The sequence below is a fragment of the Ruegeria sp. N11 genome (genome assembly GCF_056531525.1).
The window spans coordinates 37,196-61,197 of record NZ_JBQFLX010000005.1; the positions used below are offsets into that span (position 1 = coordinate 37,196).

23 protein-coding genes and 1 pseudogene are annotated in these 24,002 nt (G+C 57.3%); 13 read left to right on the top strand and 11 right to left on the bottom strand.

What is annotated here, in order from left to right:
• Nucleotides 1–14: 14 nt before the first annotated feature.
• From ACR0J8_RS06595 to ACR0J8_RS06620, 6 genes are all read right to left on the bottom strand, one after another.
• On the bottom strand, nucleotides 15–266 hold the full coding sequence (locus tag ACR0J8_RS06595) for a hypothetical protein (protein WP_480524115.1): 252 nt from the start codon (nucleotides 264–266) through the stop codon (nucleotides 15–17).
• Nucleotides 267–453: 187 nt separating this feature from the next.
• Complete coding sequence (locus tag ACR0J8_RS06600; protein ID WP_480524114.1) at nucleotides 454–1,767, bottom strand: branched-chain amino acid ABC transporter permease; 1,314 nt, start codon at nucleotides 1,765–1,767, stop codon at nucleotides 454–456.
• The gene (locus ACR0J8_RS06605; RefSeq protein WP_170615015.1) at nucleotides 1,764–2,774 is read right to left on the bottom strand and encodes a branched-chain amino acid ABC transporter permease; all 1,011 of its coding nucleotides are present in this window, start codon (nucleotides 2,772–2,774) and stop codon (nucleotides 1,764–1,766) included. Before ACR0J8_RS06605 ends, ACR0J8_RS06600 begins: the two co-directional genes overlap by 4 nt.
• 181 nt (nucleotides 2,775–2,955) lie before the next feature.
• Nucleotides 2,956–3,798: an ABC transporter ATP-binding protein gene (locus ACR0J8_RS06610; RefSeq protein WP_170806362.1), complete on the bottom strand. Its 843-nt coding sequence runs from the start codon at nucleotides 3,796–3,798 to the stop codon at nucleotides 2,956–2,958.
• The gene (locus tag ACR0J8_RS06615) at nucleotides 3,795–4,583 is read right to left on the bottom strand and encodes an ABC transporter ATP-binding protein (RefSeq protein WP_480524111.1); all 789 of its coding nucleotides are present in this window, start codon (nucleotides 4,581–4,583) and stop codon (nucleotides 3,795–3,797) included. The genes ACR0J8_RS06610 and ACR0J8_RS06615 overlap by 4 nt, the downstream gene beginning before the upstream one ends.
• Before the next feature lie 128 nt (nucleotides 4,584–4,711).
• A complete protein-coding gene (locus tag ACR0J8_RS06620) occupies nucleotides 4,712–5,893 on the bottom strand; it encodes an ABC transporter substrate-binding protein (protein WP_170615018.1) in 1,182 nt (393 codons plus the stop codon).
• Between the two features lie 163 nt (nucleotides 5,894–6,056).
• Between ACR0J8_RS06620 and ACR0J8_RS06625 the strand changes: the two genes are divergently transcribed.
• The gene (locus ACR0J8_RS06625; protein ID WP_480524133.1) at nucleotides 6,057–7,148 is read left to right on the top strand and encodes a PQQ-dependent sugar dehydrogenase; all 1,092 of its coding nucleotides are present in this window, start codon (nucleotides 6,057–6,059) and stop codon (nucleotides 7,146–7,148) included.
• Between the two features lie 20 nt (nucleotides 7,149–7,168).
• Here ACR0J8_RS06625 and ACR0J8_RS06630 read toward each other — a convergent pair whose 3' ends face one another.
• The gene (locus tag ACR0J8_RS06630) at nucleotides 7,169–8,173 is read right to left on the bottom strand and encodes a GlxA family transcriptional regulator (protein WP_480524109.1); all 1,005 of its coding nucleotides are present in this window, start codon (nucleotides 8,171–8,173) and stop codon (nucleotides 7,169–7,171) included.
• A gap of 169 nt (nucleotides 8,174–8,342) precedes the next feature.
• On the opposite strand from ACR0J8_RS06630, the gene ACR0J8_RS06635 reads away from it, so the two are divergent.
• Nucleotides 8,343–9,713, top strand: coding sequence for a class II 3-deoxy-7-phosphoheptulonate synthase (locus tag ACR0J8_RS06635; protein ID WP_480524107.1), 1,371 nt, complete (start codon nucleotides 8,343–8,345; stop codon nucleotides 9,711–9,713).
• A gap of 66 nt (nucleotides 9,714–9,779) precedes the next feature.
• Here ACR0J8_RS06635 and ACR0J8_RS06640 read toward each other — a convergent pair whose 3' ends face one another.
• Together ACR0J8_RS06640 and ACR0J8_RS06645 are read right to left on the bottom strand one after the other, a co-directional pair.
• Entirely contained in the window at nucleotides 9,780–10,028 is a 249-nt protein-coding gene (locus ACR0J8_RS06640; RefSeq protein WP_480889505.1) for a hypothetical protein, read from the bottom strand.
• A gap of 130 nt (nucleotides 10,029–10,158) precedes the next feature.
• Nucleotides 10,159–10,491: pseudogene (locus ACR0J8_RS06645) on the bottom strand (PAS domain-containing protein); the annotation flags it as partial.
• 203 nt (nucleotides 10,492–10,694) lie between these two features.
• Here ACR0J8_RS06645 and ACR0J8_RS06650 point away from each other — a divergent pair.
• The 11 genes from ACR0J8_RS06650 to ACR0J8_RS06700 all read left to right on the top strand — a co-directional run bounded on the left by ACR0J8_RS06650 (nucleotide 10,695) and on the right by ACR0J8_RS06700 (nucleotide 21,582).
• Nucleotides 10,695–11,585, top strand: a complete 891-nt coding sequence (locus ACR0J8_RS06650; protein ID WP_480524103.1) for a YicC/YloC family endoribonuclease — start codon at nucleotides 10,695–10,697, stop codon at nucleotides 11,583–11,585.
• Between the two features lie 17 nt (nucleotides 11,586–11,602).
• Nucleotides 11,603–12,244: a guanylate kinase gene (gene gmk, locus ACR0J8_RS06655; RefSeq protein WP_170615024.1), complete on the top strand. Its 642-nt coding sequence runs from the start codon at nucleotides 11,603–11,605 to the stop codon at nucleotides 12,242–12,244.
• Nucleotides 12,241–12,765, top strand: coding sequence for a gamma carbonic anhydrase family protein (locus ACR0J8_RS06660; RefSeq protein ID WP_480524101.1), 525 nt, complete (start codon nucleotides 12,241–12,243; stop codon nucleotides 12,763–12,765). Before gmk ends, ACR0J8_RS06660 begins: the two co-directional genes overlap by 4 nt.
• Before the next feature lie 33 nt (nucleotides 12,766–12,798).
• Entirely contained in the window at nucleotides 12,799–13,860 is a 1,062-nt protein-coding gene (locus ACR0J8_RS06665; protein ID WP_480524099.1) for a sensor histidine kinase, read from the top strand.
• 182 nt (nucleotides 13,861–14,042) lie between these two features.
• A complete protein-coding gene (locus ACR0J8_RS06670; protein ID WP_480524097.1) occupies nucleotides 14,043–15,083 on the top strand; it encodes a substrate-binding domain-containing protein in 1,041 nt (346 codons plus the stop codon).
• A gap of 83 nt (nucleotides 15,084–15,166) precedes the next feature.
• Entirely contained in the window at nucleotides 15,167–16,639 is a 1,473-nt protein-coding gene (pstC, locus tag ACR0J8_RS06675; protein WP_480524095.1) for a phosphate ABC transporter permease subunit PstC, read from the top strand.
• A complete protein-coding gene (gene pstA, locus ACR0J8_RS06680; protein WP_480524093.1) occupies nucleotides 16,636–17,997 on the top strand; it encodes a phosphate ABC transporter permease PstA in 1,362 nt (453 codons plus the stop codon). Before pstC ends, pstA begins: the two co-directional genes overlap by 4 nt.
• A 12-nt stretch (nucleotides 17,998–18,009) precedes the next feature.
• Nucleotides 18,010–18,807: a phosphate ABC transporter ATP-binding protein PstB gene (gene pstB, locus ACR0J8_RS06685; RefSeq protein ID WP_170677121.1), complete on the top strand. Its 798-nt coding sequence runs from the start codon at nucleotides 18,010–18,012 to the stop codon at nucleotides 18,805–18,807.
• A gap of 16 nt (nucleotides 18,808–18,823) precedes the next feature.
• Entirely contained in the window at nucleotides 18,824–19,525 is a 702-nt protein-coding gene (gene phoU, locus ACR0J8_RS06690; RefSeq protein ID WP_480524091.1) for a phosphate signaling complex protein PhoU, read from the top strand.
• Between the two features lie 12 nt (nucleotides 19,526–19,537).
• Entirely contained in the window at nucleotides 19,538–20,227 is a 690-nt protein-coding gene (gene phoB, locus ACR0J8_RS06695; RefSeq protein ID WP_480524089.1) for a phosphate regulon transcriptional regulator PhoB, read from the top strand.
• Nucleotides 20,228–20,352: 125 nt separating this feature from the next.
• A complete protein-coding gene (locus tag ACR0J8_RS06700) occupies nucleotides 20,353–21,582 on the top strand; it encodes an acyl-CoA dehydrogenase (RefSeq protein WP_480524087.1) in 1,230 nt (409 codons plus the stop codon).
• Nucleotides 21,583–21,846: 264 nt separating this feature from the next.
• Here ACR0J8_RS06700 and ACR0J8_RS06705 read toward each other — a convergent pair whose 3' ends face one another.
• Entirely contained in the window at nucleotides 21,847–22,716 is an 870-nt protein-coding gene (locus ACR0J8_RS06705; RefSeq protein WP_480524086.1) for an acyl-CoA thioesterase, read from the bottom strand.
• Nucleotides 22,717–22,767: 51 nt separating this feature from the next.
• On the bottom strand, nucleotides 22,768–23,997 hold the full coding sequence (locus ACR0J8_RS06710) for a serine hydrolase domain-containing protein (protein WP_480889275.1): 1,230 nt from the start codon (nucleotides 23,995–23,997) through the stop codon (nucleotides 22,768–22,770).
• Nucleotides 23,998–24,002: the final 5 nt, after the last annotated feature.

Below are 24,002 nucleotides of genomic sequence, written 5' to 3' on the forward strand. Positions count from 1 at the left end.
TGAATGCGCCGTTTCTAATTGAGGCGGCGCTGACCTTCCTGTCGGCAGTATGCGTCCGCCTCGGCGACTGACATCTTAGTTGCCGGATAGTCGATGGCCCGATCCCAAATGACCCGGTTCAGAGTATAGAGCTGGCAGGTCACAACCCCTTTTGGTGTTTGGATCTGGACAGGTGTTGTTTCAAGGCTTTCTGGGGACGGAACGCAGGCTGTCATAGCCGCGAGAACAGGCAGAACCAGTGCTGCTTTGGTGGTTGGTGCTTTCATGGTGGAACACAACTTTTCTAGGTTAACATACAAAATCGTTACAGATCGGCGGTTTAAGTGTGAGTGAGTGCCGAACAACAGCCAGAAACCATCTGGCTGATATACCCGTCTAGTCAGTTTTTCCTATCGATGCAACAAACCGCGCCGGATAGCCGGCGCGGTTCACTTAATTGTAAGAAGTTTGAAATTATTTTTCGGGGATCAAACCACGCGGGCTGAATCTAAGAACAATCAATAGAATCAATCCCATGGTAAACAACCGCATATGCGCGGCGCTGTCGATCAGGTGCGCTTTGAGTGCACTTCCGTCAGGCATACCCGCAGTGATCAGATTCATCAGCCACAGACCGATGGGCTCTACCTGAACCCAAAGGAACCAGATCAGGAACGCACCAAGGACGGCGCCAAAGTTGTTGCCCGATCCGCCCACGATCACCATGACCCAGACAAGGAAGGTGAACCGCAGCGGGTTGTAGGTGCCTGGCGTCAGTTGCCCGTCCAGCGTCGTCATCATCGCGCCCGCTATGCCGCAAATGGCCGAGCCCAGAACGAAGATCTGCAGGTGGCGGCGGGTGACGTCTTTGCCCATCGCCTCGGCGGCGACCTCGTTGTCGCGAATGGCGCGCATCATGCGACCCCACGGGCTTTTCAATGCCATCTGCGCCATCCAAAGCAGAACCAGAAGGACAATTAGGAACAGCAAGGAATAGCCAAGTTTAACGGACAGTGTTGAAGCCGTCACCGGGTCCAGTCCGAACCATTCGGCACGGGCAACGAAGCCGGGGTCATTCTGCAGGTCGACCTCATACCCGACCACAGGGGAAGGGCGGGGAATGCCGTAGACGTTCTTGACACCACGCGCCAGCCAGTCCTCGTTCTTCATGATCGCGATTATGATCTCGGCAATACCGAGCGTCGCAATTGCCAGATAGTCCGAGCGCAAACCCAGTGCGGTTTTGCCGATCAGCCAGGCCGCTCCGGCGGCCAGCAGCCCACCAGCAGGCCAGGCCAGCAGCACGGGTAAGTTCAGACCGCCGATATTGCCTGCAACGGCAGGGTCAATCGCCTCGATTGCGGCAACGTTGGGATCGAAGATGGCGCGGTAGATAAAGAAACCAACGACCAGAATACCAATGATTGCCAGGGTCTGTGTGCGCCCCTTGGGCATCTTCTGTGCAACCATCACGGCCGCAACAACGGTTGCGGCCCCCAGCAACAGCGCGAGGATCACGCCAAAGCCACCACCGGACCAGGCTCCCGGCGTTGGCGCGGTCGAAACCAGCACAACAGCCAGCCCGCCCAGCGCAACAAAGCCCATGACGCCGACATTGAAGAGGCCCGCAAAGCCCCATTGCAGGTTCACCCCAATCGACATGATGGCCGAGATCAGGCCCATGTTCATGATCAGGATCGCCGCGTTCCAGCTTTGCGTGAACCCGGTCAGCAGGATCAGAGCGCCAACGACAACAAATAGCAGTGTGTTTTTGACGGGCTCGCTCATATCACTTTCCCCTTGAACAGACCCGTGGGCTTAAACAGCAGCACAATCAGCAGGATCGCAAAGCTGACGGCGAATTTGTAATCGGTGGACAGGAACTGGACCAAGCCTGACGGCTCCAGACTTTCCGGCGCCAGATAGGTCAGTACCTTTTTCCACGCGTAGGTGATCGTCACTTCGGAAAACGCGATGATGAACCCGCCCGCGATGGCGCCCAGAGGGTTGCCAAGCCCGCCTACGATCGCCGAGGCAAAGATAGGCAGTAGAAGCTGGAAATAGACAAAGGGCTTGAAGCTTTTGTCGAGGCCGTAAAGCACACCCGCCGTGGTCGCCAGCGCAGCCACGATGATCCAAGTGATCATCACCACACGTTCAGGGTTGATGCCCGACAGCAGAGCCAGATCCTCGTTATCGGAATAGGCCCGCATCGATTTACCGGTGCGGGTTTTGTTCAGGAACCAGAACAGCAGCGCCACGGCAACAACCGCCACGATCACAGTAATGCCCTGAGAGGTCTTGATCGCCAGCCCTTCTTGCAGGCCGGTCATCGCTTTGAAGTCTCGCGCCGAAACAATGAACCGGGCGCCGTCCGAGAACCTTTGGTCGTCCGGGCCGATGATAAAACGCACAAGCCCATTCATGATGAACATCACGCCCATCGAAACGATCACCAGAATGACCGGCTTGGCCTTTTGTTCTCGGTAAAAACGATAGACCAGCCGGTCGGTGATCAGCACCAGAACGATACAGCCCAAAATGGCAAAGGGCAGGGCCAGCAGAGCGGTCGGCAACGGCCCGAAACTGACCCCGGCGGCCTGCAGGCCCCATGTGACCAGCACGGCAATCATCGCACCAAAGGCCATCGTGTCGCCATGCGCAAAGTTCGAGAACCGAAGGATGCCATAGATCAGCGTCACCCCCAACGCGCCCAGCGCCAACTGGCTGCCATAGGCGATCGCGGGAACAAGGACGAAGTTGGAGAGCGCCACAAAGGCGTTGAGAAAGTCCATTAATTTGCTCCTCCGAATGACGAGCATTTTCCATGCCATTGGGAGATTACGAACTCTCCGACGGTAGAAGTGTGACGAGAACGGACTGAAGACCCGTTCTCCGAGATTGATTTTGTTTGAGCTTTCAAAGACTGTGGTGCTAGAAGATTGGCGATGGCAGCGGAGTGTAGTGGTCGCATTCTCACCCCCCCAAAAAACTCTTACGAACTTCGGGATCGGCCAGCAGTTCCTTGCCCGTGCCGGTATAGGCGTTCCGCCCCTGAACCAGCACATATCCCTTGTCCGCGATCTCCAGCGCCTGACGGGCGTTCTGTTCCACCATCAGGATCGGCAACCCGGTGCGGGAAACCTCGATGATCCGGTCAAACAACTCATCCATCACAATGGGTGAGACTCCGGCGGTCGGTTCGTCCAGCATCAGAACTTTGGGCTGAGTCATCAGCGCACGGCCCACGGCGACTTGCTGGCGCTGTCCACCCGACAGCTCTCCGGCGGCTTGGTTGCGTTTGTCGCGCAGGATGGGAAACAGGTCATAGACCTGCTCCATCGTCTGACTGATGTCGTCGCGCCGGATGAAGGCGCCCATCTCCAGATTTTCTTCCACCGTCATCGAAGTGAAGATGTTCGAGGTCTGCGGCACAAACCCCATCCCCCGGATCACACGGTCCTGCGGGGTGAGGTTGGTAATATCCTCGCCGTCCAGTCGCACCGAACCGGACCGGACGTCCAGCATTCCGAAAACGGCCTTCATTGCGGTCGATTTGCCGGCTCCGTTCGGGCCAACGATCACGGCGATTTCGCCCTTGTCGACGGCGATGGTGCAGTCATGCAGAATATCCGGACCCTTGCCGTAGCCACCCGTCATCGTGTCGCCGATCAGAAAGGGACCACCTTCGACCCTGTGGGTTTCGCCGCTTTTGCTGTGTGCAGGCGTCATGGTGCCGGCACCGCGGGTGTTGGTGATCGAGGCGTCCTTGTTGCCGTGGTCATCCTGATAGGGATTGTCGCTCGTGCCAGCGGTCATGTTTGGGCCTCCAGCTTGTCCTTGTTTTTCAAACCGGTGCCCAGATAGGCTTCGATCACGTGCTCATTGGCCTTGATTTCGTCCAGCGTACCTTCGGCCAGCACCTTGCCCTCGGCCATACAGATGACCGGATCGCAGATCTTGCCGATGAAATCCATGTCGTGCTCGATGACCACAAACGTATAGCCGCGTTCCTTGTTCAGGCGCAGGATCGTGTCGGCGATGGTCATCAGCAGCGTGCGGTTCACGCCCGCGCCGACCTCATCCAGAAACACGATCTTGGCGTCGACCATCATGGTGCGGCCAAGTTCCAGCAGCTTCTTCTGCCCACCCGAAACCTGACCGGCTTTGTGGTCGGCCAGATGCTCGATGGTCAGGAACTCCAGAACCTCGTCGGCTTTCGCGCGCAAAGCGCGTTCCTCATCTGCGATGCGCTTGCGTCCGAACCACGTGTTCCACAGCGATTCCCCTGATTGGGCACCGGGAACCATCATCAGGTTTTCGCGGCAGCTCATCGACGAGAATTCGTGCGCGATCTGGAAGGTGCGCAGCAAGCCCTTGTGAAACAGCTCATGCGGAGGCAGGCCGGTGATGTCCTCGCCGTCCATGAACACTTTTCCGCTTGTGGGGGGCAGTACCCCGGCGATCACGTTGAACAGAGTGGTTTTTCCGGCCCCGTTCGGCCCGATCAGACCGGTGATTGAACCCTTTTGGATTTCCAGCGATGCCCCATCCACCGCATGAAACCCGCCGAAATGCTTATGCACGTCTTCGACGACGATCATATTATCCCCTTGCCGCCCTGTTCGGCGTTCTTGTTGTCCCATCCCCAGAGAAGAGGTGCGGTCTTTTGTCATTGAAACAGCCCGGACACAAGGCCCGGGCTGCTCGATTTATAAGTTGTGCTGAGGCGTCAACGGAAGTTGACTGTCTTGTTTTCGCCGTCGGTCACTTCGATCTCGCGGTAAGAACCAGCGCTCTCGCCGGGGCCGATCAGTTCCACGCCCGAGGCGCCGACATAGTCGATGTCCTGACCTGCAGCCAGCAGTTCCAGACCCTTGGCCAGTTCACCCGGATAGATCTTTTCACCCGGAGCGTTGGCGACGTCCATGATCTTGGCACCGTAGTCGGCCGGGTTGGTCGACCCAGCGGCCTGCATGGCCAGCATGAACAACGCGGCGGCGTCATAGGATTCAGGCGAATAAGGCGACGAGCCGTCGAAGCCACCGGCCTCGGCCATGGCAAAGTACTTCTCGGCACCTTCACCACCCGAACCGGCGATCTGACCGAACGAGCCGTTCAGGTCTGGTCCCACATTCGCGGGCAGCGAGTCACCGATCATGCCGCCGGGCAGACCGAACGTGTCGAATGCACCGCTGTCCAGTGCCGATTGGATGATGCCCAGACCGCCCTGGTCCAGATAACCGGCAACCACCAGAATATCGCCACCTGCCGACGCCAGAGCGCCAACTTCGGCCGAATAGTCGGCTTTGCCGTCTTCGTGCGCCGCAACAATGGTGATTTCACCGCCAGCTGCTTCGAACGAAGTCTGGATCGCGTCCGCCAGACCCTTGCCGTAATCGTTGTTGGTGTAAGTCAGAGCGATCGAGTTGATGCCGCGGTCTTTCAGAATGTCTGCCATCACCTGACCTTCGCGCGCATCCGAAGGTGCGGTGCGGAAGAACAGGCCGTTGTCTTCCATGGTCGACAGACCGGGCGACGTTGCCGACGGCGAGATCATGACCATGCCGTTCGGGATTGCGACGTTCTGCAGGATCGCTCCGGTCACACCCGAGCAGTCGCCGCCGATGATGCCGGCAACGCCATCGGCAATCATGCGTTCGCCGTTCGAGGTGGCCAGACCGTTGTCGATGCAGCCGGTATCGGCCCGGGTTCCGGTGACGGTTGCGCCATCCAAAAGTTTGCCGGATTCCGTGACTTCGGCCATCGCCATTTCTGCGCCGGACCCCATCGCCGGTGCCAGTGATTCAATTGGGCCGGTGAAGCCGAACAGGATACCAAGTTTGACATCTTCGGCCATGGCGGTACCGGCCAGCAAAGCGGTTGCTGCAGTTGCTGTTAGCAGCTTTTTCATAAGGTTACTCCCATATTGGAACGTTAACGTCCGGCCATGACCCTAGGCAAGCAATGCGAAAAAGGAAAGTCCTAACGAAAAAGTGCTTTTGCTTGTCCGAACTCTATTTGTTTTGTTGGGTTTAACCAAAACTTGGGCGTCTGGCCAAAGCAGGAGGGTAATGATGATCAGGGTTTGCGCGATTCTTTCGATGCTGGGGATTGCTGTGACCGCATGGGCGGACGAACTGCAAACCTCGCAAGGCCCGGTAAGTGTCGAGGAAATGGCCACCGGGCTGGATACGCCGTGGGCGATCGGGATCATCTCCGACGACATATTTCTGGTGACGGAGCGAGACGGCGATCTTTTGTACTTCGACGGGGACAGAAAACATCTGGTCTCGGGTGTGCCTGCCGTGATCGCATCGGGGCAGGGCGGTTTGCTGGATGTCACAATCGCACGTGATTTCGCGCGTAGCAGAGAGATTTTCCTTACCTTCTCCAAAGCTCAACAGGGTGGTGCCGGCACAGCGGTCGCGGTGGCGCGTCTTGCGGAAGACGGCAAAAAGCTCACCAACGTCCGCATCATTTTCCAGGCCGTCCCGGGCGGATCAGGAGGCCGCCATTTCGGCTCGCGCGTGGTCGAAGCAACGGATGGCAGATTATTCGTGACGCTGGGCGAGCGTGGGGACCGTCCTGCGGCCCAGGACAGGTCCAATCATCTGGGGACGGTCATCCGGATCAATCGCGATGGCTCAGTTCCCGCAGACAATCCCTTCGTGGGTCAGGCCGCGATACGGCCTGAAATCTGGTCTTACGGCCATCGAAACCCGCAGGGCGCAGGGCTTGACGCCCGGGGCCGTTTGTGGGTGTCGGAACATGGGGCCAAGGGTGGTGACGAGGTCAATCTGGTTCAGCCCGGCGCCAATTACGGTTGGCCCGTTATCTCGTACGGTGTTCACTATTCCGGTCAGAAGATCGGTGAAGGCACGTCGAAGCCGGGTATGAAGCAGCCCGAACATTACTGGGACCCCTCCATCGCCCCTTCGGGATTGCTTGTCTATTCCGGCAAAATGTGGCCCAAGTGGAAGGGGGATATCTTTGTCGGGTCGCTCAAGTTTGACTATATCGCGCGTCTGGCAGGTTCTCCGCTGCGCGAGGTGGAACAGATCAAAGGCCCCATGACCGAGCGTGTGCGGGACATCGTCGAAGGTCCCGATGGGGCAATCTGGTTCATTTCCGTGGGGCAGGGCGCGGTTTACAGGATGTCACGCTGAGAGCGCCAACCGCGCGGCCCTTAAACCGACAACCGCCCGCTTTGCGTTCCGCGCTCACGATAAGGGGTCGTGTTGTAGTGCGCCCGGTAGCATTTCGAGAAATGCGAAGGGCTGGCAAAGCCGCAGGCGAGTGCCACGTTAATGACGCTCATATCCGTCTGCATCAGCAGGTTGCGGGCCTTGTGAAGACGCAGTTCCATATAATACCGCTTGGGTGATCGGCTTAGGTAGCGACGGAACAGACGCTCCAGCTGGCGGGTCGACATGCCGACTTCTTTCGCCAGAATCGAAGGCGAAATCGGCTCTTCGATGTTTTTTTCCATCATCAGAATGACCTGACTCAGCTTGGGGTGCCGCACACCGATCCGTGTCGGGGTCGACAGCCGCTGCGTATCCTGATCTGTGCGGATCGATGAATAGATCATCTGGTCGGCCACGGCGTTTGCCAGATCCTCACCGAATTCATCAGCGATCAGCTTGAGCATCAGGTCGATGGACGAAGTACCGCCTGCGGTCGTCATGCGATTGCCGTCGATCAGGAACACCGATTTGGTCAGTTCCACTTCATCGAACTCCTCGATGAAACTGTCGGAGTTTTCCCAGTGGATCGTCGCCCGTTTTCCGTCCAGAAGACCGGCCTTTGCCATCGTGTAAGCCGCTGTACACAGCCCGCCGACCTTGAGCCCTCGGCGTGCCTCGCGACGCAACCAGTTCAGCACTTTTTTCGTGGTTGCGGACTGAACATCGACACCGCCGCAGATCAGGACAACCTCGTCGCGCCGCAGTTCGATCAGGTCGGCGTCCAGTTTGAAGGTTGTTCCGGCGGAACAACTGACGGTCTCACCGCCTTCGCCCACCAGTGACCACGTATAAAGCTGGCGACCGGCCATGCGGTTGGCGATCCGCAGGCTGTCCAGCGCGGACGCAAAGGACAAAAGTGAGAATTTGTCCAGCAAAACGAAAACAAAGTTTTGCGGATTGGACGCAGTGTCTGGCACCGTGACAACTTGGCGTTGCTCTTTCATGGCGTGATGTCCTTGATTCGGCGCCGGGTGATCGTTTTCCCGGCGTCAGCTTTATCAGTCACCATGACCAAAGCTTGTTTGCGGCGTCAAGGGGCGCAAATGGGATATGGTCACTCTTCAATACATTTTGTATAGAGGCGACCTGACTACTTCAGCGGAGATCAAAGCTATGACAGAATGGCAAAAAACGGACTGGCGCAACAAGCCACGGGTTCAGATGCCAGACTATACCGACGCGGCCGCCCTGGCCAAGGTCGAGGCCCAGCTTTCGCAGTATCCCCCGCTGGTTTTTGCCGGTGAGGCGCGGCGCCTCAAGCAACATCTGGGTGCCGCCGGTCGCGGCGAAGCCTTCCTGCTGCAGGGCGGGGATTGTGCTGAAAGTTTTGAACAATTCAGCGCGGACGCGATCCGCGACACCTTCAAGGTGATGCTGCAGATGGCGATGGTTCTAACCTATGGTGCAAAGGTGCCGGTGGTCAAAGTCGGCCGCATGGCCGGCCAGTTCGCCAAGCCGCGCAGCGCCCCGACCGAGGTGATGGATGGCGTCGAACTGCCCAGCTATCGTGGTGACATCATCAACGAATTGGCCTTCACGCCCGAGGCGCGGATTCCGAATCCGGACAAGATGCTTCAGGCCTACACGCAGGCGGCGGCCACGCTGAACCTGTTGCGCGCATTTTCGACCGGCGGATTCGCGGACATGAGCCGTGTCCACTCCTGGACACTGGGCTTCACCGACAAACAGGATGTCCAGAAATATTCCGAGATCGCGGATCGTATTCAGGACACCATCGATTTCATGGGCGCAGCCGGGATCACGGCGGATACAACGCATGAGTTTTCGACGGTTGAGTTCTACACCAGCCACGAAGGGCTGTTGCTGGAATATGAAGAGGCCCTGACGCGGCTTGATTCCACGTCCGGCAACTGGCTGGCTGGCTCCGGTCACATGATCTGGATCGGCGACCGCACCCGTCAGCCTGACGGTGCGCATGTCGAGTTCTGCCGTGGCGTTCAGAATCCGATCGGACTGAAATGCGGCCCGACCACAACGGCCGAAGACCTCAAGGTTCTGATGTCGAGGCTGAACCCGGAGAATGAAGAAGGCCGCCTGACCCTTATTGCACGCTTTGGTGCGGGTAACGCGGGCGAGCATCTGCCGCGCCTGATCAAGGCCGTCAAGGAAGAGGGCGCCAAGGTGACCTGGGTCTGCGATCCGATGCACGGCAATACGATCAAGTCGGCCACGGGCTACAAAACCCGCCCGTTCGACTCGGTCCTGCGCGAAGTGCGCGACTTCTTCGGTGTGCATCAGGCCGAGGGCACCATCCCCGGCGGCGTTCATTTCGAGATGACAGGTTTGGACGTGACCGAATGCACCGGTGGCGTGCGGGCCGTGACCGAAGAAGACCTGTCAGACCGCTATCATACCGCCTGCGACCCACGCCTGAATGCGTCCCAGTCGCTGGAGCTGGCGTTCCTGGTCGCTGAGGAACTGACCAACCTCCGCCGCGACCGCGTTAAGCGCGAAGCCAGCTGATAGTGCTTCCCAGAAAAGCAGAACGGCGGGCCATGGTGCCCGCCGTTTTCATTTGATCGGATTAGTTCAATCCTTTCGCGAAACGACAAGCCGCAAATGAGAGGCGGGGTGTTTGAACCCTTCTTGTTTCTCGGCAAACCCCTCGGCCAATTGTTTCTGTACGTTTTGGGGGGCTTGGATTTCGGAAACAGCGCGGATCCGACTTTCCTTGATCGCAAAACGTCTGGGGGTGGCACCAATGGTGCCGTCGCTGACCATCACGCCCAGTATCCGGCTGACATCGCCCAGATCGCTTCTCAGTGGCAAAAGGATCATGCGTGCCTGCAAACGCGCGCTGCCCAAACGTCCTTTTGAGAGCAGGTCCATCTCTGCCAGCGCGGGTTCCGAAAAAAACCCGTTCCAGAACTTCGGTAATCTGCCGCCTCGCAGAGGCCTCGAAAAATGCGGTAAGGGGCATGCCGCGGACTTCCATGCCAGCCAGTTTGGTCTGATGGCTGCCTGCAAGGCGGAACCGCGCCAGACCGGGGGCGATACGTTCAAGAACAAAGGTGTATTCCAGAATATTCTCAAGTCCGCGCGGGTCGATCTGTGACCGCATCGGAACGCCGTCACCGGTTAAAAGAGCCGTCCAGTAGGCTTCGGCCTGACGGATCGGAGTAAGACTGCGCCCACTGTCAAAACGATCCATTGCAACGATCTTTCCAAATTTGGACCCGGAACCATTCCCGAAAAGAGACTTCACTTTCGTCACCCCGTACCAATCAAACGCCATTTTCATAAAATGCTACGCATTACGGCCATAGGCGTTCCAACAACCATGAAAGGAAGATTGGCACGGGTTAACTCAATTTTGGAGGAATTCTTTAACGAATGGTTAACTTCCGGGAGTTCACGCAATCACAGCAAGGTCTTGCCCTGTGGCGGTCTATGGCATTAGGTGCGGCAAGCACGCAGGAAATGGCATCGACAGAAAGGGCAGGCATGATCAGATCCATGACCGGATTTGCCTCGGGTAAGGGGGCTTTCGGGCCGCATAGCTGGACGTGGGAGCTCCGCAGCGTGAATGGCAAGGGTCTGGACATGCGCCTGCGCCTGCCGGATTGGCTGACCGGATTGGAAGCCGCCTTGCGGGGGGAACTGTCCAAATCTCTTAGCCGCGGCAATGTGACTTTGTCGTTGCGGCTGAGCCGCGAAGAAACGGCACCAGATCTTGTGCTGAATGAAACCGCGATGGAATCGGCATTGGATGCGCTGGCTCGAACAGAAAACATGGCTGCAGCGCGTGGCTTGACGCTTGCGCCATCCTGTGCCGCAGATTTGCTTGCGTTGAAAGGCATGATGGAAGCGGGCAATGATACGGACGATGCCGCGCCTTTGGTCGCACATCTTCAGTCTGAATTTCCTGCACTTCTGGGCGCCTTTATCGACATGCGGCGGGCCGAGGGGAAAGCGTTGGCCGGTATACTTGACGGGCAACTGGATCAGGTCGCGGCGCTGACAGCTCAGGCGGCTGAGTTGGCCGAAAAGCGCAAAGGCAAGGCTGCCGAGGCGTTGCAGGAGAACCTGGCCCGCGTTCTGGACAACGCTCAGGGTGCGGACCCGGACCGCGTCGCGCAAGAGCTTGCGCTGATCGCCGTTAAGGCGGACATCACCGAAGAGATTGACAGACTGGGTGCCCACGTGATCGCCGCCCGCACTTTGCTGGCGCAGGACAGTGCGGTAGGACGCAAGCTGGATTTTCTGATGCAGGAGTTCAACCGCGAGGCCAACACCTTGTGTTCCAAGGCGCAAAGCGCGGAGCTTACCGCCGTAGGCCTCGAACTTAAGGCTGTGATAGATCAAATGCGCGAACAAGTGCAAAACGTGGAATAAGATCGGAGCGTAAGGATATGGCGGATAGACGAGGCCTTCTTATCATTTTGTCCTCGCCATCGGGCGCGGGCAAATCCACGCTGGCCAAACGGTTGATGAGTTGGGACACAGAGCTGGAGTTTTCAGTTTCGGCAACAACCCGCGCGCCGCGACCGGGCGAAGAACACGGGCGCGATTACTATTTTTTAAGCGAAGACACGTTCCGTCAGCAGGTTTCAGACGGTCAGATGCTGGAACATGCGCATGTTTTCGGAAACTTCTATGGCTCTCCCGCAGGTCCGGTTCGCGAGTCGATCAACAGTGGCAAGGATGTCCTGTTCGATGTCGACTGGCAGGGTGAGGTGCAGATCCGGAACTCGGATCTGGGCAAACATGCGCTTTCGATCTTTATTCTTCCGCCTTCGATTCCGGAATTGCGACGCAGGTTGGAAAGCCGGGGGCAGGACAGTGAAGAAGTGATCGCCAAACGGATGCTCAAAAGCTGGGACGAAATCAGCCATTGGGGGTATTACGATTACGTGCTGATCAATGACGATCTGAATGCAACCGAAGAAAAGCTGAAGACGATCGTCAGCGCCGAGCGAATGCGCCGCATTCAGCAACCCGCGTTGCAGGATCATGTGCGGACATTGCAAAGTGAGTTCGAGGGTTTGTCATGACCATCTACGCATTGGGCGAACACACACCGCAACTTCACGAGGATACCTGGGTTGCGCCCGACGCCAATTTGATTGGGAAGGTCGTGCTGGAGCAAGGCGCCTCGGTCTGGTTCGGCTGCACCATCCGCGCCGATCACGAGGAAATTCGCGTGGGTGCGGGCAGCAATGTGCAGGAAAACTGCGTCATGCATATCGACGCCGGTTTCCCGCTGACCATCGGGGCCAATTGCACCATTGGCCACAAGGTCATGCTGCACGGCTGCACAATCGGTGAGAATACCTTGATCGGGATGGGTGCCATCGTTCTGAACGGGGCCAGGATCGGCAAGAACTGCCTGATCGGGGCCGGGGCGCTGATCACCGAAAACAAGGAGATTCCGGACAATTCCCTAGTCATGGGATCGCCCGGAAAGGTCGTGCGCCAGGTGGATGAGGCGACGGCGCAGCGGCTTACACTCAGCGCGCTGCACTATCAGGACAATATGCGGAAATTTCGTGAAACCCTGAAGCCGATTTCATAGGCCTTTTGAAGAGACAAGTAGAAAGGCCGCGCAATGGCAGAAGATCAGCTAAACGAATTTGTTTCGGCCATTCCCATGCCAGCATTGATGGTCGACCAGACAGAGCGGATCGTTGCTGCCAACACTGATGCCATAACTCTGTTGGGCCGCAACATTCATGGCCGGCATTTCGCAACCATCCTGCGGCAGCCTCAGGTTATCGAAGCGATGGAGCAAAGCCTGAGCACGAAAGGGGCCGCGAGAACAAAGCATCTGTCCAACGACGGTGCGCAGGACACCACGTTCGAGGTTCAGTGCAGATACGTAAACGGGGTCGGTGCCGTTTCCGGCGGAGCAGTTTTGGCCATCTTTCAGGACGTGAGCCATCTGGAACAGGCAAGCCAGATGCGGCGGGACTTTGTAGCCAATGTCAGTCACGAGTTGCGCACCCCCTTGACCGCCCTGATGGGGTTCATTGAAACACTGCGTGGCCCGGCCCGAAAGGATGAGGCCGCGCGGGACCGGTTCCTGCAGATCATGATGGATGAGGCGAACCGGATGAACCGTCTGGTGGGCGATCTGTTGTCGCTAAACCGGGTCGAGAGCGAGGAACGTATCCGGCCAAAGGAAGCAGTGGACCTGACGGGGCTGTTGCAATCAACGATAAACACGCTGCGCCCGCTGGCAGAGGATGTGCAAGTCGCTTTGTCTCTGAACGCGCCGCCGGATTCCGTGTCGCTGCCGGGTGATGCCGATCAACTGCGTCAGGTCTTCACCAACCTTATCGAGAACGCCATCAAATACGGCAGCAGCGGCGGCGTCGTTGATGTCACGCTTGAGCTTTTGGAGCGTGACGCGACCGTACGTGGCCCGTCTGTGCGTGTTCAGGTGGCGGACAAGGGGCCAGGTATCGACTCAGTACATTTGCCCCGGCTGACGGAACGGTTTTATCGGGCCGACAGCCACCGGTCACGTCAGTTGGGGGGGACGGGACTTGGGCTGGCGATTGTAAAACACATCGTCAACCGGCATCGCGGCCGGTTGCGTGTGGAAAGCGAATTGGGGCAGGGCACAACGTTCACTGTGATCCTTCCCATCGGACACAGCGAAACCTGAAACCTGCTCACGGAAGCCTTGCGGCAAATGCATGACAGCTTTGCGCAAAGTTATGCAACTTTCCTCCGGCTTGTCATGAAACTGTTACACACCTGTCACAAAAGGCTTACGCGCGCCTCTTAGGGGTTCGCCCAAGATCATCATGGGGATGATCACTACATATCTTTGTCAAGGAGACTGAAATGTCCTTTGTAAAACTGTCGGCTTCTGCACTGGCCATCGCGGCCGTTTCGGCGACTACTGCTGCTGCGCGTGATCAGGTACAGGTTGCCGGTTCGTCAACCGTGCTGCCTTACGCTTCGATCGTTGCTGAAGCCTTCGGTGAAAACTTTGACTTCCCGACACCGGTTGTTGAATCGGGCGGTTCCTCGGCGGGTCTGAAGCGTTTTTGTGAAGGTGTTGGCGAAAACACCATCGACGTTGCAAACGCGTCGCGCCAGATCCGCGAAAAGGAAATCAAGGCCTGTGCCGACAAGGGCGTGACTGACATCATCGAAGTTCAGATCGGTTATGACGGCATCGTTTTCGCATCCGACATCAACGGCAACTCGTTCGAGTTCACGCCGGAAGACTGGTACAAAGCCCTGTCCGCTCAGATCGTCGTTGACGGTGAACTGGTCGACAACCCGAACAAAACCTGGGCCGACGTGAACCCGAACTTCCCGGCACAGCCGATCGCAGCCTTCATCCCGGGCACCAAGCACGGCACCCGTGAAGTGTTCGAAGACAAGGTGATCCTGGCCGGTTGTGAGCATCTGGGCGACTTCGACGTCTACAGGGCTTCCAACGGCGACGATAAGAAAGCCGCTGAAAAAGCCTGTATCGCGCTGCGTACCGACGGCGTTTCGGTCGACATCGACGGCGACTACACCGAAACACTGGCCCGTATCGAAAGCAACAAGGACGGCATCGGCGTCTTTGGTCTGGCGTTCTATGAGAACAACACCGACAAGCTGCAGGTCGCGACTATGTCCGGCATCGTTCCTTCGACCGAGTCGATCGCATCTGGCGAATACCCTGTTTCGCGCCCGCTGTTCTTCTACGTGAAGAAGGCCCACATCGGCGTGATCCCCGGCCTGAAAGAGTATGCCGAGTTCTTCGTCGCTGACGAGATCGCAGGCCCCGATGGCCCACTGGCAGAATACGGCCTGGTATCCGACCCCGAGCTGGTCAAGGTACAGGAAACCGTAGCCAACGAAACTGTTCTGGGCGGCGGTTCCTAAATATTCATATGAACGGAACCGGGGCGTTTTCTTCGCGTCCCGGTTCCTTTTGACTCCTACTCTGCAATCATTACGGAGTTCTCATGGCGCTATCCTGGCTGTTGGTTATCCTGCTTGCACTGGCAGTGATTGGATTTTCCGCGGGCCGGTCCCGTGCATTGGCGAGCGCGGCTGGAGAGGCCCGTGATTTGCATTCTCTGCCATCATACTATGGCTACAACGTTGCTCTGACCGCGTTGGTTCCGGCATTGGGTGTGCTGATCATCTGGCTGCTGGTGCAGCCGATGATCGTGAACAGCACTGTTTCCGGCCTTATTCCTGATCAAGCGATCCCCGAGGGTTCAGATCGCGGCCTAGTCATGAGCGAGGTCCGCCGGGTCGCATATGGACTGGATGGCGCTGTGGCCAGTGGCGCGATGGCTGAGGCGCAGGCCCGGGATGGCAATGCCGATATCGAAGCCCTGACCAAAACGCTGAAAGAGTCCGGACAGGTTCTGACGCAAGACATCACACAGCCAATTTTGGTGGCAGCGCAGAAGTACCGCAGCATGACGTCAACCGGGAAGGTGGCAATGCAGGTCGTCGTTCTGGCGATTGCTCTGTTTGGTGCCGCTTTTGCCTATATCAGAACGCACAAGGATTTCCGGGCTCGCAATGTGGTCGAGCAGGGGGTTCTAGCGCTGTTGCTGCTCGCCGCGTCGATTGCAATCCTGACAACCGTCGGCATCGTTCTGTCGATGTTGTTCGAGACTATGAACTTCTTCCAGCTGCATTCCTGGAAAGACTTTTTCCTGGGAACCACCTGGGCCCCCAACTTCCGTGGCGGAAGTGAGCTGTCGATTCTGCCGCTGCTCTGGGGCACGCTATACATCTCGCTGATTGCGCTGCTGGTTGCTGTGCCGATCGGTCTGTTCGCCGCAATTTACCTGTCGGAATATGCATCCGGTGCGACCCGGTCGATTGCCAAACCTCTGCTCGAAATTCTGGCCGGTATCCCGACCATCGTTTACGGTTTGTTTGCCTTGCTGACGGTTGGTCCCGCGCTTGTTTCCCTTTTTGGTGATGGTGGCGCTTTGGGGGTGGGCTGGATGGCCAGTTCCAACGCGGTTCTGACGGCCGGTCTGGTGATGGGGATCATGCTGATTCCGTTCGTGTCCTCGCTGTCTGACGACATCATCAACGCTGTACCGCAATCCATGCGTGACGGTTCTCTCGGCCTTGGGGCCACGCATTCGGAAACCGTGCGCAATGTGATCCTGCCCGCAGCGCTGCCGGGCATCGTCGGGGCAATTCTGCTGGCCGCCAGCCGTGCCATTGGTGAAACGATGATCGTTGTGATGGCCGCTGGTGCGATTGCAAAGTTCTCGGGCAACCCATTCGAAGCGATGACCACCATCACCACGCGGATCGTCAGCCAGTTGACAGGTGATACCGACTTTGCCAGCCCTGAAACGCTGGTCGCGTTCGCGCTGGGTCTGACACTCTTTGTGATCACGCTGGGCCTGAATATCCTCGCCCTCTACATCGTACGCAAATACCGGGAGCAGTACGAATGACCGATTTGTCCCAATCGCCCGCCTCCGCACCTGCGGCCAAGCCCAAAGGCGGCTCTCTGTTCGAGCAGGATGCCCGAACCAAGCGTCGGAACGCAGCCGAATCCCGTTTCAAGATTTACGGGATCGCGGCAATCAGCGTCGGGCTGCTGATGTTGGTTGTGCTGGTGACGAATATCGTCACCGCCGGAACCGGCGCCTTTCAGCAAACCTATGTCGAGCTGGACGTGGACCTGCTGGAAAGCAAGCTGGACAAAAAGGGCAACCGTAACATTGACGAAATCAAGAAAGTGTCGACCTTCGGATACGCACCGCTAATTTCGGCTGCGCTGGAATCCGAAGTTGAAAAGCTAGGCATTCAAACAGACCTGAAGCCTAAGGAAATGGGGAAGATCCTGTCCAAGGCGGCGCAGGCAGAATTGCGGAACTACGTCATCGCAAACCCGAACAAGATCGGCGAAACGGTCAGCTTTCGCTTTCTGACCAACAGCCGCGTTGACGGCTACCTTAAGGGGCGCGTAAGTCGCGAGTCGATCGTGAACGACAAAAGCATCTCGGCTGAACAGCTGGATCTTGTCGACCAATTGCGCGATGCCGGTGTTCTATACAAAGCCTTTAACCCTGACTTCATTTTCGGCGCCGATGCGTCCGACCAACGGCCCGAGGCGGCAGGGATCGGCGTCTCAATGCTGGGTTCGCTGTTCATGATGTTCGTCGTGCTGGCGCTGGCATTGCCGATTGGTGTTGCAGCCTCGATCTATCTCGAGGAATTCGCACCGCAGAACCGCCTGACCGATATTATCGAGGTGAATATCTCGAACCTTGCTGCCGTTCCGTCCATCGTGTTCGGTATCCTGGGTCTGGCCGTGTTCATCAACTACATGCACCTGCCAACGTCCGCTCCGCTGGTTGGCGGTCTGGTGCTGACGCTGATGACTTTGCCGACGATCATCATATCGACCCGAGCGTCGCTGAAGGCCGTGCCGCCGTCGATCCGCGATGCAGCGTTGGGGGTAGGGGCCTCAAAAATGCAAGCGGTGTTCCACCATGTTCTGCCCTTGGCCGCACCCGGTATTCTGACCGGAACCATCATTGGTCTGGCGCAGGCGCTGGGTGAAACGGCTCCGTTGCTTCTGATCGGGATGGTGGGCTTTATCGCCTCGAACCCGCCCGACGGAATCGTTGCGGGCTTCCTGTCCCCGAACTCGGCCATGCCGGCTCAGATCTACGAATGGTCCAAGCGCGCCGACCCGGCCTTTTACGAACGCGCATGGGGGGGCATCATCATTCTGTTGATCTTCCTCGTCACAATGAACACGATTGCGGTCATCCTGCGCCGCCGCTTTGAACGCCGCTGGTAAGTGGAGGCAAAAATGAACGACATGACACGAGTGGAGAGAACCGTGGACTCCGAAGAAATCAAGATCGCCGCGAAAAACGTTCAGGTCTATTACGGCGATGCCCACGCCATCAAGGACGTGAACGTGGAGATCGAAGACAAGAAGGTGACGGCCTTCATCGGCCCGTCGGGGTGCGGCAAATCCACCTTCCTGCGCTGCCTGAACCGGATGAACGACACGATCGACATTTGCCGTGTCGAAGGTGATATCCTGTTGGATGGCGAAGACATCTATGACAAGCGTGTTGACCCGGTGCAGCTGCGCGCCAAAGTGGGGATGGTGTTCCAGAAGCCCAACCCGTTCCCCAAGTCGATCTACGACAATGTCGCTTACGGCCCTCGCATCCACGGCCTTGCCAAGAACAAGGCAGAACTGGATGAGATCGTTGAGAAATCCTTGCGCCGGGGTGCGATCTGGGATGAGGTCAAGGACCGGCTGGATGCCCCGGGCACAGGTCTGTCCGGTGGTCAGCAGCAACGCCTGTGCATCGCCCGCGCCGTCGCGACCGAGCCCGAGGTTCTGCTGATGGACGAACCCTGTTCGGCGCTGGACCCGATTGCAACGGCGCAAGTCGAGGAACTGATCGATGAGCTGCGCGCGCAATATTCTGTGGTGATCGTGACCCATTCGATGCAGCAGGCTGCCCGTGTAAGCCAGAAGACCGCTTTCTTCCATTTGGGCAACCTGGTCGAGTTTGGCGAAACCGGCCAGATCTTCACCAACCCGGTGGATCCCCGAACGGAAAGCTACATTACAGGCCGGATCGGCTGAGCACAGGTAACCAGATATGACCGAACAACATATTGCATCCGCATTCGACCGCGACCTTGAAACGATCCAGGCCCACATCATGAAGATGGGCGGTCTGGTCGAGGCCGCAATCATGAGCTCGGCCCGCTCGCTTGAGACGCGCGACGAGGAACTGGCGCAGCAAGTCCGGCAGGGCGACAAGGCCATTGACGCGCTTGAAGAACTGATCAACGAAGAAACCGCGCGTCTGATTGCGCTGCGGTCCCCGACGGCCGGCGATCTGAGGCTGGTGTTGTCGGTCCTGAAGGTTTCGGCCAACCTGGAACGCATTGGCGATTATTCCAAGAACATCGCCAAGCGTACCACGGTTTTGGTCAACGCAGGCGAGATCAACGGAAGCGCTGCGGCTCTGCGCCGTATGGCGCGCGAGGTCGAGCGTATGCTGCGGGACGCCCTGGATGCCTATATCCAGCGCGATGCCGAACTGGCGGCTGACGTGATCGAACGGGACGAAGAGGTGGACCAGATGTACAACGGTCTGTTCCGCGAATTCCTGACGTTCATGGCCGAGGATCCGCGCAATATTTCATCCTGCATGCATTTGCATTTCATCGCCAAGAACATCGAGCGTATGGGCGACCATGTCACTGCAATCGCTGAGCAGGTTGTTTATCTCGTTACCGGTGAACGACCCTCCGAGGCGCGGCCCAAGGCTGATATCACCTCGCAAACCTTCTAGGAGATCGCGATCATGTCCGCTGATCAGCCCACAGTTCTGGTTGTCGAGGATGAACCCGCGCAGCGCGAAGTGCTGGCCTACAATCTTGAAGCAGAAGGGTTTCGCGTCTCAAAAGCCGCCAACGGTGACGAAGCCCTGCTGCTGGTCGATGAGGATAGCCCGGACATCATCGTGCTAGACTGGATGATGCCACATCTCAGCGGGATCGAAGTTTGCCGGCGTCTGAAAACCCGGCCGGATACGCGCTCCATTCCGATCATCATGCTTTCGGCCCGTACGGAAGAGGTGGACAAGGTGCGTGGGCTGGAAACCGGCGCGGATGACTATGTGGTCAAGCCGTATTCAGTCGTCGAACTCATGGCACGGGTGAGATCCCAACTGCGGCGTGTGCGTCCGGCGACAGTTGGTCTGCGGCTGGAGTATGACGATATCGTTCTGGACTCCGAGACACACAAAGTCAGCCGCAACAGCAAACCGCTGAAACTTGGCCCGACCGAGTTTCGCCTGCTCAGCACTTTCATGGAAAAGCCAGGCCGGGTCTGGAGCCGCGAGCAATTGCTGGACCGGGTCTGGGGGCGGGACATTTATGTCGATACCAGAACAGTTGACGTGCATATCGGACGCCTGCGCAAGGCTTTGACACAGCATGGGGGCGACGATCCGGTGCGCACGGTACGTGGTGCTGGCTACGCCTTGGGCTGAACAAGGGGTAGGGCGGCCCGGTCAGAAACTATGCGATTCACTCATGGGTGATTGCTAAACTCTTGCTGTCTTTTGCCAGCGCTCCGGGTTATTTTGCCGCGAAGCCGACTGAGCGGAGAATGATCATGAACGCCCCGACCCCCAAACCCACCTTGCGCGCCAAGGATACCCCGGATCTTGGTAAATTTGCCTGGGATGATCCTTTTCGCCTGTCTGATCAGCTGAACGAAGACGAACGCATGATTGCGGACAGCGCCCGTGCTTATGCTCAGGAAAAGCTGCAACCCCGGATTACGCAGGCGTTCGAGGAGGAAAAGACAGACCCCGAGATTTTTCGCGAAATGGGCGAAATGGGTTTGCTGGGCACCACGATTCCCGAAGAATATGGCGGGATCGGTGCCGGCTATGTCTCGTACGGGCTGGTGGCGCGTGAAGTCGAGCGTGTGGATTCCGGCTATCGATCGATGATGTCGGTGCAAAGCTCACTGGTGATGTATCCGATCTATGCCTATGGCAGTGAAGAACAGCGGCAAAAATACCTGCCCAAGCTGGCCAGCGGAGAGTGGATTGGTTGTTTCGGTCTGACCGAGGCGGACGCGGGTTCGGACCCGGCAGGCATGAAGACCCGCGCTGAAAAGATCGATGGCGGCTATCGGTTGACCGGCAGCAAGATGTGGATTTCCAATGCACCGATCGCGGATGTGTTTGTTGTCTGGGCCAAATCCGATGCGCATGACGGCAAAATTCGCGGTTTTGTGCTTGAAAAAGGCCTCAAGGGTCTGAGCGCCCCTAAGATTCAGAACAAGCTGAGTCTGCGCGCATCAATTACCGGTGAAATCGTTCTGGATGGCGTAGAGGTTGGTGAAGACGCATTGCTGCCCCATGTTCAGGGTCTGAAAGGTCCATTCGGCTGTCTGAACCGCGCAAGATACGGCATCAGCTGGGGGGTCATGGGGGCTGCTGAATGCTGCTGGCATGGCGCGCGCCAGTATGGACTGGACCGCAAGCAATTCAATCGTCCCTTGGCGCAAACGCAATTGTTCCAGCGTAAACTGGCTGACATGCAAACCGAAATCGCGCTGGGGCTGCAGGCCAGCCTGCGGGTCGGACGCCTGATGGACCAGGCCGAAGCTGCGCCGGAAATGATTTCGATCGTGAAGCGCAACAATTGTGGCAAAGCTCTGGATATCGCGCGTCTGGCACGCGACATGCACGGTGGCAACGGTATCTCTCTGGAGTTTCACGTTATTCGCCACATGGTCAATCTGGAGACCGTGAATACCTATGAAGGCACTCACGATGTCCATGCATTGATCCTGGGGCGGGCCCAAACCGGCTTGCAGGCGTTTTTCTAAGCGCCGGAATCCGAGTGCAGTAATTGGCACTGTAGTGACACGGCGAGCATTCTGCCACTCGGCTGCTATTTGGCAGCTGGGTGGTTGCCGTCGCTAAGATTTTATTCAGAGGTTCGTGAGTTGACGTAAACTTGACTGTCAATTTTAAAGGATACACAGATACGCATAATCGGTATTATGGTAATATACAGGTTTCTACGCCCGTGGTGACACCTTGCTAACTGGCAGCAATCCGAAATTAAAACAATTTGTTAGCAGAATTTTCTAACCTTGTTTGACAGCCTTCCGCATCAGGCCTTCCTGTGCGACAGACGCCACAAGTTCGCCATTCTGAGAAAAGATCGAACCGCGGTTAAAACTGCGACCCCGGCCTGTCCATGGGGAATCCATCGAATACAAATGCCAGTTTTCGAAATTGACTGGCGCATGGAACCACAACGCATGATCCAAGCTGGCGCTGTTGACTTCGCCAGTATACCAGCTCAGGCCGTGCGGCCGCATCCCTGACGTCATCAGGTACATGTCTGACGCGTATGCCAACAACAGATGCTGTGTGATTGGATCAGTGTCAGCCGCTGCTGACATGCGAAACCAGATTTGGTTGCGGTCATCGGATTTCACCGGATGGATCGGGCTGTGGTGATTGACCTCGCGAACTTCGATCGGACGTTCCCGAAGCAGCTCGCCATGCAGCCGTTTCGGAACTTGATCCAGCAACTTGTGATACAACTCTGATCGCGCGGGATACGAGTTCGGTGAATTCGACTCTGGCATGGGATGTTGGTGATCCCATCCATCATCCTGAATATGAAAAGACGCCGACAAGTTCAGGATTTGTTTCCCGTTCTGGATCGCAACAACCCGGCGAGTCGTAAAAGAACCTCCATCTCGTGCTCTATCCACTTGATATATTATCGGAATATCAGGATTTCCGGCTCGTATGAAATACGCATGAAGCGAATGGCATAGCCGGTCGTCCACGGTCCTGTAAGCCGCGGCCAGCGCTTGGGCTATGACCTGACCCCCGAATACTCTTGTCGGGGTTTCCCCGCCGGATCCGGTGCCCCGAAACAGGTCCTGTTCAAGCCTTTCAACGTTGAGAAGATCAAGAAGGATACGCTCGGCTTCGGTCATATTGTGTCTCACTGGTGTATTTCTTCAGGCGAAGTAACAGTCGCCGACCGGTCATTCAATGATTGTACCCAAAACCAGTGATTTTAGCTCGGCCCGGGACGGGTATGAACTGGACGGAGACAACTGCGTGAAGAACACCGAAGTCAGATTGTTCTGGTAGTCTATCCAGAAAAACGTAGAAGCCATTCCGCCCCAACTGAAATCCCCTTGGGACCCGGCCACCCGGGTGCGACCTGGCTGGATAACAACAGCGCCCGCAAGTCCAAACCCCGTTCCCTCCATCGGTTGTTCCGCAAAACTGCGTGGGCCCATCGATGCGATGTCACCCGGCAAATGGTTATGCATCATAAACTCAACGGTCTTGGGGCCCAACAGGCGGTAGCCGTTCCCCTGCCCCCGATTTCGCAGCATTTCCGCGAAACGGGCATAGTCATCGATCGTGCTTACCAGACCGCCACCTCCGGAATACATCGTCGCGCGTTCAAACGGAGATTTCCCGGCTTCGTCTACAAGCCGCAGGCTGTTTTCCCCGACATCGGCGGAATTGAGCGCCATGGCGTCGCCAGCCAAGGGGGTGTAAAGCGACGCAAATCTGCTAGATGCTCCCTGTGGGACTGAAAAACCGGTCTTTGTCATGCCCAATGGGTCAAAAACATTTTGCTGAAAGAACCCGTCCAAGGACTGTCCTGATACGATTTCAATGATCCGGCCAAGAACGTCCGTCGCGACGGAGTATTCCCACCTGGTCCCTGGTTGGAACGCCAGTGGCAGGGTAGCAAGTTTTGTTACGTTATCCGCCAGAACGCCCTGATCCGGCTTGAAAAATAGTTCTTGCGCTTCCATGGCTTCCGGCAGTATTCCGGGGTTAAAGGAATAGCTAAGGCCACTTGTGTGTGTCAGTAGCTGGTGCACCGTCGGGGTCGTGGCAGGTTCTGTATGATCAATCCTTGTTGCGTCAGACACAAGCGCCTGCATATCCGCGAACTCGGGCAAAAAGTCAGATACCAGCGCGTTCAGAGGAAACAAACCGCGTTCAACCAGCATCATGATGGCGACGGACGTGATCGGTTTGGTCATGGAATAAATTCGAGCCACCGTGTCACGTTCAAAAGGCAGTTCGCGCGCAAGGTCCCGATGCCCGCAGGTATGAAAAAACGCCTCTCTACCGCCCCGGATCAGCAACAACGAAGAACCCGCGTATTTGCGCTGATCGACATAGCGTTGCATCCAGTGGCGGATGTGTTGCGTCCTGTCAGGGCCAAGTGTCGACTGACGTGACATGTGTT